Annotated in this window: 15 protein-coding genes and 1 pseudogene; 7 read left to right on the top strand and 9 right to left on the bottom strand. The window is 41.7% G+C overall.

What is annotated here, in order from left to right; translation table 11 throughout:
* Nucleotides 1-132: 132 nt before the first annotated feature.
* Nucleotides 133-1,275, top strand: a complete 1,143-nt coding sequence (locus AACX38_RS08690; protein WP_228864035.1) for a Fic family protein — start codon at nucleotides 133-135, stop codon at nucleotides 1,273-1,275.
* Nucleotides 1,276-1,342: 67 nt separating this feature from the next.
* On the opposite strand, the gene AACX38_RS08685 is transcribed toward AACX38_RS08690, so the two are convergent.
* The gene (locus AACX38_RS08685) at nucleotides 1,343-1,786 is read right to left on the bottom strand and encodes a PACE efflux transporter (protein WP_228864034.1); all 444 of its coding nucleotides are present in this window, start codon (nucleotides 1,784-1,786) and stop codon (nucleotides 1,343-1,345) included.
* Between the two features lie 107 nt (nucleotides 1,787-1,893).
* Between AACX38_RS08685 and AACX38_RS08680 the strand changes: the two genes are divergently transcribed.
* The 4 genes and pseudogenes from AACX38_RS08680 to AACX38_RS08665 all read left to right on the top strand — a co-directional run bounded on the left by AACX38_RS08680 (nucleotide 1,894) and on the right by AACX38_RS08665 (nucleotide 5,911).
* The gene (locus AACX38_RS08680; RefSeq protein WP_228864033.1) at nucleotides 1,894-2,823 is read left to right on the top strand and encodes a LysR family transcriptional regulator; all 930 of its coding nucleotides are present in this window, start codon (nucleotides 1,894-1,896) and stop codon (nucleotides 2,821-2,823) included.
* 221 nt (nucleotides 2,824-3,044) lie between these two features.
* Nucleotides 3,045-4,238 (top strand): annotated as a pseudogene (gene cml, locus AACX38_RS08675) (CmlA/FloR family chloramphenicol efflux MFS transporter); the annotation flags it as partial.
* A gap of 140 nt (nucleotides 4,239-4,378) precedes the next feature.
* The gene (locus AACX38_RS08670) at nucleotides 4,379-5,167 is read left to right on the top strand and encodes a helix-turn-helix transcriptional regulator (RefSeq protein WP_228864032.1); all 789 of its coding nucleotides are present in this window, start codon (nucleotides 4,379-4,381) and stop codon (nucleotides 5,165-5,167) included.
* A 42-nt stretch (nucleotides 5,168-5,209) separates the two neighbouring features.
* On the top strand, nucleotides 5,210-5,911 hold the full coding sequence (locus AACX38_RS08665; RefSeq protein WP_228864031.1) for a transglutaminase-like domain-containing protein: 702 nt from the start codon (nucleotides 5,210-5,212) through the stop codon (nucleotides 5,909-5,911).
* 103 nt (nucleotides 5,912-6,014) lie between these two features.
* Here AACX38_RS08665 and AACX38_RS08660 read toward each other — a convergent pair whose 3' ends face one another.
* The 3 genes from AACX38_RS08660 to AACX38_RS08650 form a co-directional block, all read right to left on the bottom strand.
* Nucleotides 6,015-6,566, bottom strand: a complete 552-nt coding sequence (locus AACX38_RS08660) for an Ail/Lom family outer membrane beta-barrel protein (protein ID WP_228864030.1) — start codon at nucleotides 6,564-6,566, stop codon at nucleotides 6,015-6,017.
* 233 nt (nucleotides 6,567-6,799) lie between these two features.
* Nucleotides 6,800-7,849, bottom strand: a complete 1,050-nt coding sequence (locus AACX38_RS08655) for a TPM domain-containing protein (protein ID WP_228864029.1) — start codon at nucleotides 7,847-7,849, stop codon at nucleotides 6,800-6,802.
* Between the two features lie 239 nt (nucleotides 7,850-8,088).
* The gene (locus AACX38_RS08650) at nucleotides 8,089-9,504 is read right to left on the bottom strand and encodes an MFS transporter (RefSeq protein ID WP_228864028.1); all 1,416 of its coding nucleotides are present in this window, start codon (nucleotides 9,502-9,504) and stop codon (nucleotides 8,089-8,091) included.
* Nucleotides 9,505-9,598: 94 nt separating this feature from the next.
* On the opposite strand from AACX38_RS08650, the gene AACX38_RS08645 reads away from it, so the two are divergent.
* A complete protein-coding gene (locus tag AACX38_RS08645; RefSeq protein ID WP_228864027.1) occupies nucleotides 9,599-10,255 on the top strand; it encodes a helix-turn-helix transcriptional regulator in 657 nt (218 codons plus the stop codon).
* Between the two features lie 68 nt (nucleotides 10,256-10,323).
* On the opposite strand, the gene AACX38_RS08640 is transcribed toward AACX38_RS08645, so the two are convergent.
* The gene (locus AACX38_RS08640) at nucleotides 10,324-11,973 is read right to left on the bottom strand and encodes an LTA synthase family protein (protein ID WP_228864026.1); all 1,650 of its coding nucleotides are present in this window, start codon (nucleotides 11,971-11,973) and stop codon (nucleotides 10,324-10,326) included.
* Nucleotides 11,974-12,369: 396 nt separating this feature from the next.
* Here AACX38_RS08640 and AACX38_RS08635 point away from each other — a divergent pair, with 396 nt between their 5' ends.
* Complete coding sequence (locus AACX38_RS08635; protein WP_228864025.1) at nucleotides 12,370-14,469, top strand: plasmid pRiA4b ORF-3 family protein; 2,100 nt, start codon at nucleotides 12,370-12,372, stop codon at nucleotides 14,467-14,469.
* Between the two features lie 49 nt (nucleotides 14,470-14,518).
* Here the strand turns inward: AACX38_RS08635 and AACX38_RS08630 are convergent, their stop codons facing one another.
* From AACX38_RS08630 to AACX38_RS08615, 4 genes are all read right to left on the bottom strand, one after another.
* A complete protein-coding gene (locus tag AACX38_RS08630) occupies nucleotides 14,519-15,427 on the bottom strand; it encodes an ATP-grasp domain-containing protein (RefSeq protein ID WP_228864024.1) in 909 nt (302 codons plus the stop codon).
* A 38-nt stretch (nucleotides 15,428-15,465) separates the two neighbouring features.
* Entirely contained in the window at nucleotides 15,466-16,422 is a 957-nt protein-coding gene (gene cysK / locus AACX38_RS08625; protein WP_228864023.1) for a cysteine synthase A, read from the bottom strand.
* Nucleotides 16,423-16,440: 18 nt separating this feature from the next.
* Nucleotides 16,441-17,262, bottom strand: coding sequence for an arginase family protein (locus tag AACX38_RS08620; protein WP_228864022.1), 822 nt, complete (start codon nucleotides 17,260-17,262; stop codon nucleotides 16,441-16,443).
* Nucleotides 17,263-17,342: 80 nt separating this feature from the next.
* The gene (locus tag AACX38_RS08615; protein WP_228864021.1) at nucleotides 17,343-18,101 is read right to left on the bottom strand and encodes a YqcI/YcgG family protein; all 759 of its coding nucleotides are present in this window, start codon (nucleotides 18,099-18,101) and stop codon (nucleotides 17,343-17,345) included.
* Between the last annotated feature and the right edge of the window lie 208 nt (nucleotides 18,102-18,309).

Here is an 18,309-nt window from a genome sequence, read left to right as displayed (position 1 = left end):
TATTTGAGATCTCCATAACCTTGCTTTTGAGATACGAGTGAGTCACTATGATTCATAACGCACCATAAATAATCACTTTTTTTCTTTATTTTAGAGATATTGAAAACTTAACCTTTGAGATAACTTTAAGATATGGCTACATTTAATCACTTTGAACTCGAATTATTAAATCCTAGTTTTGACTCTCCTCTTGTGGATGCCATTACTGAGCTAGAGTTATTAAGACACTTACGTCTAGAAACTAATGTACATCCATCACTTTTTACTCAGTTAAAAGAAATCTTTCATATGCTTGAAAGTCTTGGCTCAGCCAGAATTGAAGGCAACCATACAACCCTCGCTGACTACGTTGAAAGCAAAATTGCAGGAACTCAAAGCCAAGATGACCAATTGAAAGAAATCGAAAACATTGAAAAAGCAATGAGCTTTATAGATGAATATATTAAAAGTGGTGACAAAATAACGGAATATTTTATAAGAGAATTACACTCACTTGCTGTCAGTAATTTACAACGTGAAGGAGATAAAACACCCGGTCAATATCGTAATTATAGCGTGAGCATAGGGAAATCAGCACACCTTCCACCTGATAGCATACAAGTACCTAGCTATATGAATGAACTAGCCTCTTTCATTAACCGGGCAGACAACCCTAAATATGATTTAATGAAGATAGCTCTTGCCCATCATCGCTTTGGATGGATTCACCCTTTCGGTAACGGAAATGGGCGGACGGTAAGATTGCTGACTTACGCATTACTTATCAAGTATGGGTTTAATGTTCAAGCTGGTGGTAGAGTTCTCAATCCTACAGCAGTGTTTTGCAATGATAGAAACAAATATTACGCAATGCTATCAAAAGCCGATCTCGGGACGAATGAAGGACTTGAAGAATGGTGTACTTATGTATTAGGTGGCATATCTACCGAGTTAAAAAAGGTAGACCAGCTAACTAATCTAAAATTTTTGAGCCAGAAAATTTTATTTCCAGCAATAATCTTTGCCTTAGAAAAAGGCGTTCTCAGCAATATTGAGGCAAAAATACTGAGAAAAGCAGTTACAGCAGGCATCATTAAAGCAGGGGACTTGAAAGAGGTTTTACCTGAACTTAAGCCAGCGCAAATAACATATCAAATATCTAAACTCGTAGAACAGAAACTATTAGGACCAACATCAGATAAAGCCAGAAGCTACACAGTTGATATATCTCATTCATATTTGATAAGAGGCGTCATTCAATCGTTGAAAAATGAAGGATTCATCCCTAGCTTATAGCTCTATCAATCTCGTGGTACACCTTGATTGCACATATATCCAAGTATGTACCACTAAATCCTTTATCCTAACGAAGCACGCTTTCTTCCTGTGGAAGAGCGGATTTGGGCAATCCGAAAATTTTGTCAAAAGCCCAGTTAAAAAAGAACGTATAGATAGGGATGAAAATAATTAGTGCGAAATCCAGTATGAGCGCCTGAAGTAAGCTAATTGAAAGCCACCATGCAATAAGCGGGATTAAGAAGATAACCAAAGTTAGCTGAAATAAAACAGCATGTACGACTCGACGCCGGAATGTCCGGATGTGTGATTGCTGACGCGATTCCCAGAACTCAAACAATGTATTAAAGATAAAATTCCAACTGACCGCAATGGTTGTAATGACCAGAGCCAGGGGACCTGTAACGCCCGCCGAATTACCAGATAAGAAAGCGAGTGTCAGCGATGAAATCATCCAACCGATAACTTCATAAGCAGTAATGAAAACTACTTTACGTTTAATGCCCTGCATATTTTATTCGAAACCTGTTTTTGTGCTGTTATTTTGAAACTGGCAAGTTAAATCAATAAACGTGATAATAAAAGTTAACTACTATCAGTTTTATTGAAAGGTTGGATATGCCATTCACTAGTGACAACTTACTCGTGTTCCTGACAGTATTAGATAAAGGCTCATTTTCAGCCGCAGCCAGAACACTACATCGGGTTCCTTCTGCGGTTAGCATGGCAATTGCTAATCTTGAAGCGGAGTTGGGATTTGCCTTATTTGATCGAAAGAGCCGGGAGCCAGTACCGACTGAGAAAGCAAAAACTTTGGCTCCTTACGCGCGGGAGATAGTCGATAACTTACGTCAGCTTAATGTTTTTTCACATGAATTGACGCAAGGAGTCGAGAGTACACTCACTATTGGGGTATCTACGGGAGTTAATCCACAAAAATTATTCCTTGCTTTGCATACAATTAATCAACGTTATCCATTAATGAATGTTGAGATTATTACCGCTCCTCAGGATGATATTCTGCCTTTACTGCACCAGAATCGTATTCAATTGGCATTAGTTTTTGGCGGATTACATGTTAATCCACAGGAGCAAATTTATTGCATTGGTCATGAATCATTTATCGCAACAATCTCATCATCCCATCCATCTTTATCTCATCAGACTTCCCTTTATATTGAGGATCTAGTCCAAACCCGGCAGATTATTATTGCCAGTCATCATCGTGAACCGAGTGATCTTCGTACTCAGGTCGCAACTAAATATTGGCGCACGGATAATTTTTCGATGGCACTCGGTCTGGTTGAAGCAGGTATGGGATGGGGAAATCTTCCTTACACTCTCATTAAAGAAAAATTAATTGACGGATCGCTGAAACAACTGAAATTCCGTAATACAAAAAATGGATTAGTATTACCTATACATGTTGTGTGCCTGAAAGGAAATGCGCTTAAGCGTGGTGCACAAGAATGCGTTGAATTATTACAGCAGAATTTACAACCACATCACGACGAACAGATAAATGCCGGTCCTATCACAATTAGATAAAAATAGTTAGAAAAAATGAATTATCGTCTATAAAGTATCCATCGTAATTTAAGACGCTTTGTCTCTCAAATTAACAGGATAACCCGATGAGAATGGTCAACGAATACACAACAGATAGATAAGCCGCAGCAATCCTCGTTTTTTCGATTGTTGCGGCGTCCTCAAGAACCTATCAATTCTATGAGCACGCTGCCAAATCCTTAACTTTAGGAGATGGATTCGTGCACACAAAAGATTTTTCCTGGCAATATTCTCTTACCGCCACAATATTATTGTTATCTCCATTTAATTTACTGCCATCGCTGGCGATGGATATGTACCTGCCCGTAATGCCTTTCATTGCTGATGCTCTTGATGCCGGAGCAGGAACAATCCAACTGACGTTGACGGTATACATGATCCTATTTGGAGTCGGTCAGCTTCTCTTTGGCCCGCTGTCAGACAGGTTCGGTCGCCGCCCGGTTTTACTTAGTGGTGGCGTTGTTTACACGTTAGCTTCATTTGGCCTTGCCATCACTTCATCACCAGAAATCTTTTTGGGTTTCAGAATTATTCAGGCCTGCGGAGCTTCAGCGTGTCTCGTAGCGATGTTCGCTGCTGTGCGCGATATTTATTCTGGCCGCAAAGAAATCAACTTTATCTATGGCTTGCTCGGCTCTATGCTTGCTATGGTTCCGGCTATAGCGCCTTTGCTCGGAACACTGGTTGATGTCTGGCTGGGTTGGCGCGCAATTTTTGTTTTATTGGGAATTGCGATGGCAGCTACGGTTATTGTGTACGGGATATTCTGCCCAGAAACGCGGCAACAAAGGACGGCAGCATTAAAATGGTCGCAGCTACTTCTTCCTGTAAAAAGCATGAATTTCTGGCTGTATACATTCTGCTACAGTGCGGGTCTAGGGAGCTTCTTCGTCTTCTTTTCAATCGCTCCATGGGTAATGATGAACCGGCAAGGATTATCACAAATGACTTTCAGCTTGCTGTTTTCCACGGTAGCTATCGCAATGATGATAGCAGCGCGAAGTGTGGGAAATTTGATCGTCCGCTGGGGGCTACTGAATACGTTACGAATGGGTATGTTTTGCCTGATAGCAGGAGCATTGTTGTTATCAGCCGGAGAAACTTTCATACCTAATTCAGTATTGGGTTTCATTATCCCGATGTGGCTTGTCGGAGTTGGAATCGCTATAGCAATTGCAGTCGCACCTAATGGTGCACTACAGGGTTTTGATCATATGGCCGGAACGGTAACGGCATTCTACTCCTGTCTGGGTGGGGTGTTGTTGGGAATCGGTGGAACGCTCACTATTACACTTTTTTCCAATACCACTACCTGGCCGATTATCGTTTATTGTCTGGTTCTGGCAATAGGAGTGCTTTGTTTTTCTTACATTAATAGTAGGCAATCTGGGCCGCGTTATTAGCGGATTAACCTGAAAATATCACGGCACGAACGGCTTCTTTCTGATAATTCGTGCCGTATTTTCTGGTAATAAACTTATGGTTTATGGTAATACCCATAATATAAATACGCTCTACTAAGGGGTCATAAAATATGTCTTCTGTTCCATTTGTAACAGCATTTGCAGCTGAAGATCATCTAACACTCATCGGAACAGATATTGAGACTAATGCTCATAAGCACACTTTTCTGCAATTACTGATCTCCTTAGATGGCAAACCCATAACGGTTACTATTTCTGGGCAAACTTTACAAACTAAATCGATTCTAATTAATAGCGATGTCATTCATGATGTTACATTGAATAACAGGTTTTATTGGCTGACATTGATTAACCATACATCTCCTTTAGGATTGTGTTTAAAGCATCAGTTAATAAATGGAAAAATAAATTATGTAGTATTGGATTACAATAAATTAGCATCTGAGTGTAGGGCAATATCAGCTCAATATACTTCATTGCAGGAAAAAACTTATCTCGTACACTGGGATAATCTACATAAAAAGGTACTGACACAAACTTGCAATCTTAATCACACAATAGGTGATAACCGTTTAAAAGCTATATTAGGTCACCTAATTTTTTCACAAAAAATCTATCATAGTGTCCTTGATATATCAGCAAAAATACCTCTTTCCTCAAGTCGTTTATCACATCTTTTTTCTGAAAAAACAGGGGGGAATCTAAAAAGTTATATTCTTTTTCACCAGCTTCTTAATGCTCTATTTTTAATTGCCGAAGGTAAAAAAGTAACAGATGCTGCCATGCAATGTGGTTTCGATAGTGCTTCACATCTTTCCTCCACAGCCAGAAAATTGATGGGTATAAAACCAAGCTTTGCGAAAAAAATCAGCGGATTTTTGAAAGTTTTCTCCTCATAAGTTTTTTACTCTTAAGTAATTTAAACGAGGAGAAAATAGGTAATGAAACAGTATCTTTCATGCACGCCTTTATTAGATTTTTATGCCGAAAATATTCAGCATTTAATTACCGAGAAAGGCTGGCTAAACCTGGCTCAGACTGAAAGAATAAAAGTAATTTATAATTTTGTTAAAGATGATATTACTTTTGGATTTAATGAGGATGATTTACTTACAGCGTCAAAAATATTACAAATGGGTTATGGTCAGTGTAATACCAAATCTATTTTATTTATGGCTCTTCTTCGTGCGCTAGGCCTTCCCTGTCGCTTACACGGCTTTACCATTGATAAATCACTACAATACGGAATTATGCTAGGGGAAATATATGAAATGGCTCCGCAGGAGATTTATCATACATGGGTTGAAGTCTATATTAATGGGCAATGGCTAAACTTTGAAGGTATCATTTTAGATAAAGGCTATCTTACTTCGCTACAGAAAAAATACGCAACTCATAAAGGAAAATTTGTAGGCTATGGTGTGGCAATTGATGATTTAGCTAATGCGCCTATTGAATGGCATGGAGATAATAGCACGTATATTCAACGAGCCGGAATAGTACAGGATTTAGGTCTATTTGATTCACCGGATAATTTCTTTAGCAAGTATGAACAAAAAATGACGTTACAGGAAAAAGAAATATTTGCAAACAAGATACGCCATGAAATAAATCGGAATATTAATCATATGCGCGACAGCTAAGTAGCTCTGGTCGTTATTTACCAGATTCCCCTGAGATTGAATTAAAGCACCCCATTCCCCAACACTAATAGTTCCCCGCCAGATGGCGGGGAAAATGTTGAACTTAAAATCTGTAACCTACTCCAAGATTAAATCCATTAATAGGGCTGTTCATATCCGCCATTTTGAACGTAGTACCTTCATAGCCCAAGTTGATCACGAAATCATCTATGGGATTAATTTCAACACCGGCACCATACGCAAAAGAACCTTTTTTCTTGGATATATCACCGCTAACTTTATCACGCTCGAAATTAATCTTAGCATTTGTATAAGCCAATCCCACTAAGCCATACAAACTCACCTGAGGATTTATTCGGTACGCCGGGCCAACAAGGAATGAGGTGTATTTAATATCACCTTTATGTTTTGTCAGACCTTTTGTCTCTGATTTATTAGATAAACCACCCTTGCCTGCCATATAGGTCAAAGAGCCAATAACACTGACAGGGTCATCCCATTCATATCGATACTTGAGATTTACCCCTTTAATATCTTTGAAATTTTTTACTTTACTTTGTGCATAACCAATGGAAGCGTTTTGTGAATCAGCATAAGCAAAAGAACCCACCACCAATCCTGATGTAAGCAAAGACAACAAAAAAACTTTTTTCATATCCATGCCCTTTTTGTAAAAAAGAAAATGTAAAAAAATTCATTTTAGCCAGCCATAAAATATGACTGACTAAAAATAACCCTTTATATTCTCTTGACAGCTTCCCGAAAAAAGCAAAAAAAAAAGAGCTTTTATCTACTTATTTTGGCTAAGATCACAAAAATAAAAATTTCATATCCCAACAGTAGATAAATTACAGTTATTCATCAATGCTGTATTCCTAACCAAATAAATCACCAGCTATCTGAGGCACCCTTATTATCACTCTTACCGCCGCCACCAGTGAAAATGTCTTTATTATCAGAAAGCTCTGCATTTTCGACGAATATATCGGAACTACTAACAGGAGATGCAGAACCCGCCCCACCAAAGAGGCGTTTAAATAATCCACCCACCAGCGATGCGCCGAAAAAGAGCACAATTAACACCAGAATAACTGGCAGGAAGAAAATCAGCAGATAATATCCCAGAGGAAGAGCAGGAAATACACCTGCCAGACTGAGTACAAACGTAATAACAGCGACTGTTGAGGCGCATTTGAGAAAGCGTTTAAACCAGCCACCTGTACGGAACACCGCCAATGGCAGAATTACCATACCAAGCAGCCAGAGGATCAACGGAGCTGAAAAGTCTTCACCTGATGATACGTTATCTAAAATATTGTCGTTATCGCCAGCAATGTTCGATACACCCTGCGGTGCTTTCTCTTGCCCTGCGTTTTTTATCAATACCCCAATAGAATCAATACTGGTACGTATCCCTTCGTAATAGTCACCCTCTTTGAAGGCCGGTTTTGCATCCTTACTCAGAATATTTGCTACCTTTGAATCCGGCAGCTGCTTTGTGAGGCCAGAACCAATAGTAATACGCATTTTGTGGTCATTGTATGCCACTAAAAACAGAATGCCATCATTACGCTGTTTACTACCTAACTTCCATTCAGCAAATACGCGGGAAGAAAAGGTTTCAACGCTATCGCTTCCTATCGTTGGTACAATCAAAACCGCCATTTGTACTTTATATTCCGAACGCAGTTTTTCCAGCTGGCGAATCAGTCGTTGATGTTCATTCTTAGTCAAGATATTGGGTATATCTGTAATACTCTGGCTAAGAGCCGGAACTTCAACGAGCTTCGTTTCCTGTCGAACTTCTTTTGCGGATACACTGCTTATGCTCAAAAGCAGCGTAAATAGGATAATAATATGCTTTATTATTGAGTGGCTGTATCTTTGGGGGGATGTCTTACTGGTACTAAAACCATCCGTTGGTTGGCTGGAAATCATGAACATCAAATATCCTTAGGTTTATTTTCTAATATATCGCAGCAATATATTATATTTATCTTTCCTTTGACGTCTAATACCGTAATTATCTAAATAATTTACCTAATAATGCCGAATTTAATATGGTACGAAGTGAGGAAATAGCGCTATTTCGTCTACATTGGCTTTTCTGAGGAAAGCCAATGTAGCCATCATATACGTAATGGATTTCAGGCTGTGCCTGCGGTGATGAGCTGCTTCTATCGGCTCTCTGCGGTAATCTTTGCTGATTTCCATGCAGTAAACAGCGCCAGTATGGGCGCAATGGCAAAAAGTAAAAAGAGCCAGTGGGAAGCAGAAGCCGCTCCTTCCAGACCACCCGGCTGATAAAAACCGAATATATTGGTCACCATTCCGGCCAGTGCAGAGCCGAATGCAGTGGCAAACAACTGAACCGTTGTAATGGATGAACCGGCAATATTTCTGTCAGCCTCACTGGAAACCTGCAAAATACGAGTCAGTAAATGAGGCCAGCCAAAGCCCACACCAAAACCAAATAGCCCAAGCCCCAGAATGATTGGTAATATTATCTGCCATTCACCTAAGGATTTATAAGGCAGCATCGCAAGCAGTAACAGCATCCCCACCAGCATAAAAGCAGGGCCGCTTACAATCGCAAAACGCATTTTCGCCCCCTGCCAACTGGCACTCATTACTTCCCCAATAGTCCAGCCAATTGCTGCCATTGCAACCATATAACCAGAGGCTAAAGGAGACTGCTCGTGCAGAACTTGCAAAAAATAGGGAACAAAAACATCTCCTGACAACCCAATAACTAAAAGCATCATGGTTGCGAATAAGATGAGATGAGGTGAATTCAGACTCAGCGCATTTTCAGGCAGTAACTTCACCGAAGCCTTACGTTCATAGAGAACTAACAGAAATACCAGCACTACTGCCGTCATAATACCAAGAATATTAATGCTCACATCTTGTGACAGGCTCCCTGAGGAAACAGCAAGTACAGCAACAGATAATAGGATCAGCTGGGTAATGGGCAAAGCCATTTTGCTTGTCTTCTGTTTTTGCTTCGGAGGTAAAATTCGATAACTAAATAAGGCATAAAGCAAAATCACGGGTAACATCATGCCAAATGCATAACGCCATGCATTCATTTCAGCAAAAATGCCACCAATAGCCGGCCCGATTAAAGTTGCCACTCCCCAGGTTCCGGAAATCAACGCCATCGCTTTAGGCCAGAGAGATTCCTCAAACACCAGATTAATCATCGAATAAGAAAGTGCGAATAAAAATCCGCCACCAAGTCCCTGAATGGTTCTCCCAACTAGCATGGATTCCATTGTTGGTGCCAAAGCACACCATAAACTACCGATTAAAAAAATCAGGGCAGCAACCAAATAGGCATTTCTCGCACCTGATGTATGCAGTAATCTCGCTGAAAGTATGGAACCAATAATGGATGCCACAACAAACAGCGTTGTATTCCAGGCATAGAGATTTAATCCACCGATATCCTTTACAGCAGAAGGCAGGAGCGTAATCGCAATTAAGGTATTGGCGGCCATCAGCCCGATACCGATCGAAAGTACTATTGCACTGGGTGCGTTTTTACTGGAAAACAGATCCCTCCAGCGATTTTCCTTCGTTATTATCATGCTTATTATCCTGAACTCAGGTTGAGTTGTGAAATATCTTACGTTAAATTAAACAAGGTAAATCTTGGAATAAATTACTGTCAGGTTCAACAATATGTCAAGCATTGACTTGGAAAATAGCACTATTTCCGTACAATCCGTTAGTGAACGGTTATTGATGCTGTTAAAAACACAAGGCGCTATGCAAGCCGCAGATGCCGGTAAGCTCTTAGGCACGACAGGGGAAGCAGCCCGTCAACAATTTGTGAAACTGGCTAAAGAAGGGCTGGTTGAAGGACGCTCTGAAACAAGGGGGGTTGGCCGCCCTATTCAGCTTTGGCATTTAACTGACAAAGGGAACGCCAAATTTCCGGATACACACGCAGATTTAACCGTTCAGATGATTACGATTATCCGTGAGCAATTAGGTGAATCCGCACTGGATGTAGTGATCCAATCCCGCGAACAGGAAATTTCTGAAAAATATAAAACAGCGCTAAAAGGCGCTGCCGATCTACAAGAAAAGATTGAGCGTCTGGTTAAAATCCGCTGTCAGGAGGGGTATATGGCGCAATATTTTATTCAGGAAGATGGCACTATTTTATTTGTCGAAAACCACTGCCCCATCTGTGCCGCTGCCAGTATCTGCCAGAGTTTTTGTCGTACTGAGCTGAAAATGTTCCGGGATATTCTTCAGGCACAAGTAGAACGAACTGAATATATTCTGAATGACGATAGGCGCTGTGCTTACCGCATTACTCCACTGAAATAAACCTATACACTTCGTCTTTCAAGTTGCCTCTTTCATTGGCGGCGGCGAAGTGTATAGCCAGACAGTGGTTACTCCTTACCCGCCACAGATAACTGCTGGTAAATATAATGCTTATAGCTTTCTACCAGCGCCTTATCCTGACAGTCGTTAAGCTCCCCCCCACACAAATGACGCATGGTCATATTTGCCTGATAGAAAGCGGGAACGCTCAACCGTGCTCTTTCCAAAATCATACCACCGAGAAAAGAGATATCGGTCAGTTTACCGGTCGTTATCGGTGCCCCCTGTTTCAGGTTATCCCTCATGGTAAATTGCGTCAGATGTGCCGGATCAGAAAGGGTAGAAGCGTAATCGTTAAAATGGATATTTGGCTGATGATCACCGAATGTGAGAAAAATGGTCGGTTTGTCGCGTTTAGCCACAAACTCACTGAATTCTCTGATCGATGGGTCTGATGCTATGATTTTTTCCATATAATGACTGAATTTTCCGACAGCGGATGAATTATCCAATTTGCCTGCCAGCCCATAATCATCGCTATGGCTCTCTTCATAAGGCCCGTGTTCATACATGGTCAGAGAATAAATAAAGATGGGTTTATCCGTTTCCTTAGCCAGAATAGTTTTCACATAAGACAACATATCCTGTGTGGTGATTTTCCACAAATTCTCATCCATACTTGCCGGATAACCCAACTCTTGTGGCTGAATAATGCGGTCAACACCCAGTGTCTGGTAAGCATGCCCGGCATGATAAGCCGATTTATTGAATGGAGTCAGTACAACGGTGTAATAACCATTATCTTTCATCGTACGGAACAGGCTGTTTTGCAAATGATCAACCACAAAATAAAACACGCCATTTTTACGCGAGCCAAAATCATCTGTATCCAGTCCCGTCAGAACAGAGAATTCTGATAACCACGTTCCACCCCCAAAAGTTTGCACCCGCAGCAAACCTTGCGCGTTCACATCGGCATCATGCCCGAACATAAAGAGATTAGGTAATCGGGTACCTGTTGGTAATTGATAAATATGTGGGTCGACCGTAGATTCCTGCAATAACACCACCACATCAGGTTTTATTTCTGACTGTACTTCAGGCAGGGAGACATTTTTTGCCTGCTGCAAAAAATAATCAGCTGATACTCCAAATTGGGGAGGCTGATATTGTGCATCCCGGGCTGACATGACCATATTAGTCATCGTTCCGCGCCCTTTTGGCAACTCTGCCTGCCATTCATTATGGTAAGCACTGACTGTCATATTGACATCCCAGACCCCGACAGCAACCAGTACCACGCTTAATCCACGCCACTTGATACCCGGAACTGGCTTTGCACTTTTCCAGCTCAGGAACATATTGAAGATTAGCCAGACCAGCATAGCTGCAACAGCCAGACCTGCCAGCCAATAATGATGTAATGTTTCCTGATTTGAAGGATCAAGCATAATATTCAAATCAGAAAACATCAGTTGATCTTTGTAGTAATGAACTTTTAGCTGGTTGAGGAATTTGATGATAATGAAAAGAGTTCCGGTAAACACCACGGAAAATAACCAGCGCGCTGAAAGCAGAAATGTCAGGCCAAAAAGAATGCTGAATACCCCAACAGAAATCAGTGCAGGATAGATATCACTGCTTTTTTCAAACACTAACAGCAAGGATGCAACCAACAATAGTCCAAAATAGCATCCTGAAATTATTTTTTTATTCATACTCTTGAGTTCCATGTATGAGTGTATAAGACCGGTTTAACATCAGTAGATGAAAGTAGCACAAGTTTTTCAACATACTACAAATAAAATGAAGCCACTCACTCCAGAGTGAATTTATCGTTCAGATGATAAGACTGAGTTTTGGTGAGAATTTACATCTGCCATTTTATCTTTAGTAAATTGATCAATAAGTTAATAATAATCAGCTACCAGCTTATCCATTCACTGAATAAATGCGCGATTAAGACAACAATAACAGGTATCATCAGCATGAAATCCCGCTAATTCTGAGTTTACAATCTAGATTATTCATGTTTATAAAAAACAGAAGGGTGGATTTGACAGTAATCATGATCACTCTTTTAGTTCACCCCTCAATAGTTAAAGAGCTTAGTGATGAAAATAACACCTGAAACATTATCCTCTGCAATAGAAGAATACGCGAAAAAGCCTGAGCAGAAACAGCAGCTAACCCCTCAGCAAACACGTTGGTTTTCCGAGCCAGAGAATGTCTTTATGTTGATCACTCTGGTGATAACACTCCCTGAAGAAACGATGGATGATATCAGGGGTGCCGTTAAAGACTGGCTTGATGTTGCCATCGCAGAACTAGAGTTAGTCGCGATTCATTCCCCGAAGGGAACCAAAGAACAATTTGAGCAGGCTGTTGGATTAGTTTTGGAGTATTGCAAAGAAAACTTCGAGCTTAATCACAATAATGTCCTGTTATGTATCTCAATCCTGAAGCGATATCAGTTTAATATCAGGACGGACGTTTCACAGCTGATGCAGAAATCTGAGTATCCTGATGAGACTAATGTTACCCCTTTCCCGCAAAAACCGCAGAAAATCAGGCAACTGATTAATGAGTTTAACCTGAAATCCAGTATCGAATTCATTGAGGTTTTTGAAAGTGGTTTTTCTGTCGCACCACCTGAAGTACTGCCTTATATTCTGACGGAAGTCGTTCAATATCCATGGGGTATTGATGCTTTGCTTCTGCTGACGCAATATTTTGAAGAATCTATTGCGCTTGCCAGTGCTGAAATGCTGGATCAATGCCCTTCTTCGGCCTGGAAAAATTTATCCTACTTGCAGCTTGTGAACCTGTGTGCCCACTTCAACCGACATCCTTCAGTCAAGTCTTATATGAAGCGATGGAAAAAACGCGCTATGGCGCACCATAAAGCACGGGCAGCCGCTGAAATATATGAAATATACGCTTCTGAGGTGGATGGCAATGACTGTGCCAGTATGATGATGAAAGTCATGCTGAATAATCAGGAATATCAGCTAAGTATGATGCTCGATTTTAAATCAGGTATCAGAGAGAGCATGCTGAATATCGATCCTGACCAACCCATTCCTGAGTTGTTAGAACAGTTAAGCAGCGATATCAACTTCACTCCGGTTTCTCCGGACTGGCTAAAACAGATATTGCCCTGGATCCTTTCCGTTCAGCAAAATAAGAACACACCACTCGACCTCTATTCACTGTATTGGATAGCCCAACTTCCCATCGACTGGACGCAGCCAGAAGCGTTTGATCTTGAGCAATGGAGCCAGAAACTGAGTTATGAGGTCAATCCTAAGCGACAGGAAAATAGCCGTCTCGGTTACGCCAATTACGGTCACAATGTGCAATCATCGCTCATGATGACTTGGTTGCCACCTGAAGAGTATCTGCTGAAAGCGAAAAAACCCAGAGATTTACTGAAACTCTACTATTATGCCAACAAGGACATCTTTGCCGGACGATTGACCTACTCGGCTGCTATCGAGAAATATAAGCTCTCATCAGAAGAGCGCTGCCTGACCAATGAATATCTGGATTTGGCTCACGCGCTTTACGACCCTGCCATCAATCGTAAAAGGTTTGGCTTATTCGACAACCTGTCAGAAGCCAGTTTCCAGCTCTTTGCTATGGGGCTGACTGACACCTCAGACTCAATATTCCCTCAGGGGCTGGTGGTTAAAATCAGCTTAGATGAAGCAAGCCCAGCAGTCTGGCGCCGGGTTCATCTCAGTAACCAGATGACGCTGAGTGAAGTGCATGATGTGATACAGGCTGCTATGGGATGGGAAGATGCACACCTGTTCTGTTTTGAGGTCGGCGGAATAATGATCCCGGAAGAAAATTATGATCAGGTCTGTCTCGGTCTATTTTTACGTGATGTCGGGAGTGAGCTTCACTACCAATATGACTTTGGTGACTGCTGGGATCATCAGATCACAGTAGAAAAAGTTCTGGAAAAAGACATCATTCAACCTAAAGTCACCGCAGGAAACGGGACATGCCCGATTGAAGACTCCGGCGGTATCTGGCAGTGGAACAATGTACTCAAGTTGAGAAAAAAGAAACTGCTGACGGAAGAAGAAGCAGAATACCTAGAATTACTGGGACTGGATCCGCATCAGCCACTAGAGCCTTTTGATAAACAAGAGGCCAACCATAAACTTGGAGCCTTATTCAGTTATCTGGATTATCAGGGCTAAATTTGTCCCCCTGAGAAGCAAACTTTTACTTCTCAGGGGTATTATTCCGTTAAGCAGAATATTTTATCAGTCGATCAGCCAGAGCCTGTGCAAATCGCATCGCCCCACCCTCAGCAAAGGGCAGGTTCAGCGAAGGCTCACATATTTCTATTTCCAGTACAATCGGCTTACCACCTTTATCCCGCACAAGATCCACACGTCCGTAAAGCAAAGCATGATCAAGCCCCATATGCCGAACAGCGGTATCAAGGGCAAGTGAAGCAACTGCACGTTCATCTTCATCTGCCACTCGCGCCTTGCGAAATTCCTGTAATGGGAAATTCACTGTGCCATCGGACATAAGCAAAGCACCTTTACGGATAGCATGGCTATAAACACCGTCGAAGTAGGTCAGGTCAGTCTCGCCCTCACTATCGATTGAAGCCAGATAGGGCTGCAATATTACGTGACAACCTTTTTCTATCAGATAAGTGATGTGCTCGACAGCCTTATCCTCCTGCTGTCGTTTATAGCGCTGAATATCCTTCGAATAAGCTCCTACAGTAGGCTTTATCACAATTTCGTCAGCTTCCGTATGCTCAGCAAGAAATGCCCGCAGGTTCTGTAAGATATTCATACCAGGGCTAATAAACCTGCTAGGTACAACCGGCACACCGTGCGCCGCGAGATCAGCCAGATAAAACTTATCAAGATTCCAGCGCACTACTGGCAAGGGATTCAGCAGTTCTGTTAAAACACTAATACGTTCACACCAGACCAGAAATTCAGGTAAATGATCGACGTAGCTCCACGGAGAACGCAAAAGCACCGCATCAAAACGTGACCAATCAATAGTCTGGTCCTGCCATGAACATATCTCAGTGCTCAGCCCGATAGTCCGACAAGCATCGAGTAACAACGGCATATCATAATCTTCTGGCAAGCTGGCTTCATCAGTAATCAATGCAACTGTATTCATTAAGCAATTTCCATCAGATCAAATGTCCTCAACAATGATTACAGAGATGCCAGCCACTCATCATCTGACCCTTCATTCATCCCTTCGAACAAAAACGTGGAAAGATAACGTTCCCCCGTATCAGGCAGCATTGCGAGTAATACCGAATTTTCTGGTGCACTTTCAGCAACACGAAGTGCTGTTGCCAAAGTCGCCCCTGCGGAAATACCCACAAATATGCCTTCTTCCCTAGCGAGGCGACGGGCTGTATCACGCGCCGATATCTCACCCACGGTCAGTAGCTTATCAATAACGCTTTTATCGAGTATGTCAGGGATAAAATCCGGTGCCAGACCCTGAATTTGATGTAAATTCCAAGAATTACCCGCCAGCACAGCAGCATTTTCAGGTTCAGTAGCAATAATATTTACGTCAGGCCGCGCCAGTTTTAACATCTGACCGACTCCGGTCAGAGTACCGCTGGTACCAAAACCCGTGACAAAATAATCCAGCCGTTTTCCGGCAAAATCACTGAGAATTTCTGCTGCTGTTGTTTCACGGTGATAAGCCGGATTGGCAGTGTTTTGGAATTGGTTAGCACGAAACCAGTCATGTTTTGCCGCAAGCTTATCGGCTAGACGGTTTCCACCACTACTCCCTTCATGACCGGGGAAGAGAATAACTTTTCCGCCATACATACGTATTAATTTACGGCGTTCTACCGAATAACAATCCGACATCACCGCCACGAATTTATAGCCACGAGCGGCCGCCACCATTGCTAAAGCAATGCCAACATTACCGGAAGTACATTCACAAATTGTATCGCCGGGTTTCAGTAGCCCTTTTGCTTCTGCATCAAGGATAACGGAAAGAGCCAGCCTGTCTTTTACCGAACCGCCGGGATTGAAAGACTCTACCTTCACGTATACCGTGGCATGGCTGGGAGCCATACGATTTAATTTAACGATAGGCGTACGGCCAATTGTCTCAAGAATACTGTTGTAGAGAGGCATAAAAAAATTGTTCTCCTGTTATTTCACTTTTACTGCTGTTTCAAATACAGGAGCCACAATATCGAGAATAATTGAAAGTGCTTTTTCGTTCTTTTCTTCATCAGTCGAAGCATTAAACTCAGCCAGTTCGACTCCCAAAAGCTGTTCCAAAGGCATTGCTTCAAATATTGCCTGAATTTGCGATGGCAACATGCCATCCGGCACTGAATAATCCGCCGGTAAAAAGCCGGGCTCAAGAACATCCCAGTCGATATGGATCCAGACCGGCGCGCCATTAATGGCTTTCAGAACATTTTCAGGTGTTGCTTCTGCTGGTGGAATTATCCGAACACCCTGCTTTTGCAAAATTTCACGCTCAGGTGGATCTATATCACGGGCACCAACCAGAATAATTTGTTCAGGACGTAAACCAGAACCGTGCCCGCTATCCCAGAGGCCGCAGGCAGCAGCAAGTACCATACCACCGAGGTAACCTGATTCTGTTGTCTCCGGCGTGTTGAAATCACCATGTGCATCAATCCAAAGCACTACCGCTTCCGGATGCTCCCGTGCGACAACAGGTAATGAAGCAAGACTCGCAGAACAGGTATTGGCGAGCATAAACGTCCGGTTTTTTCCCTTAATACTCGCTTCAATTGCCTGACGCAATTCAATAAGCGTTTCACGGGCTTGAGGAAGACTAACACTCCAGTCATCGTTCTCAGGAGGCGCGCTCTTTCCAATAAAATGCCCCTGAATACCATAGTGTTTTTTTAACGCCTCAGCGGTACGAGCAGCGCCTTCTATCATGCGTGCTGCCCTATCAGCTATGCGCCCCTGAGAAACGATAAGATCAATCATGGAACAGTTTCCTTTTCATTATTATCAATAAAAAATTTCAGGTTAACCTTCGGTCATAACTCATAAAAAATATGCTGGCTTCATTTTTTCCTGAACATAAACGGGCACTTACCTTCTCTCTTCACATTTTCATCCAGAAGGCCATACTGCTGCCATTCAAGTGCTTCTGTACCATAAGAACCAAGCTGCAATGAACGGGGAACATCATCATATTTATCAATGCGATTACGGATATTTTCACGGATCTTACGACCACCCGGAGTATTACCGGCGACGATATCGAATCGCTCACGTGGGTTGATGACCATAATAAAATGCTCACCAAGATTCCTGCTTCTACGTGACTGGTTCGCCGGGCTGCTCATATTGCAGAATAGCTGCATACCGTTAAAACACATGCACCAGGCTGAAGAATCGGGATTTTTATTAATACTTTCCGGCCAGGGTTCGGGATCTATTTCATGTAATTTCTGCAAAACTTCCCAGCCAAAAGCGTGATAATCACTAATAGACTGAACTCTTATTGCTTCTTGTGAGAACGCAACAATCAGCGGGTATGCTGTATTTAAATCGCCATTCCAATTCTGCGAAAGTTCAACATAATCTTTAAGCCCTTCAGCTAAATGCTGAATGCCACTCTTCTCTGCATTCTCTACGAAGATAAATTTTAATAACTTTTTTTTAAATGCTCTCTTTGAGAAGACACAAGGAAAATCAACATGATCAAGTCGAAACCCTATATCACTGAGAACAGTATGATGCCAATCTTTTTCACTTTCATTCACTTGAGGTTGTGAGATTAATTTTGTAATACCTAGATTTTTATCTAATATATTCACTTAAATCACCTTTCATTAATAGAAAGAAGACGTGTCTGACACGGCGACAACTACCCTTTAAACGAATATTTAATGTGATAACTGAAAGATAAAATAATTTATTATTAAGGAGGGTAATTTAAATTTCATTCATTAATAAAAAACATCAAATATAAACAATAAAAACATTCTAGACTGTATCATCACGACCTAAAAGCATATATAACAA

Source organism: Xenorhabdus sp. PB30.3, from assembly GCF_963895965.1.
Taxonomy (GTDB): domain Bacteria; phylum Pseudomonadota; class Gammaproteobacteria; order Enterobacterales; family Enterobacteriaceae; genus Xenorhabdus; species Xenorhabdus stockiae.
This window is presented reverse-complemented; position numbering and strand designations above follow the sequence as displayed.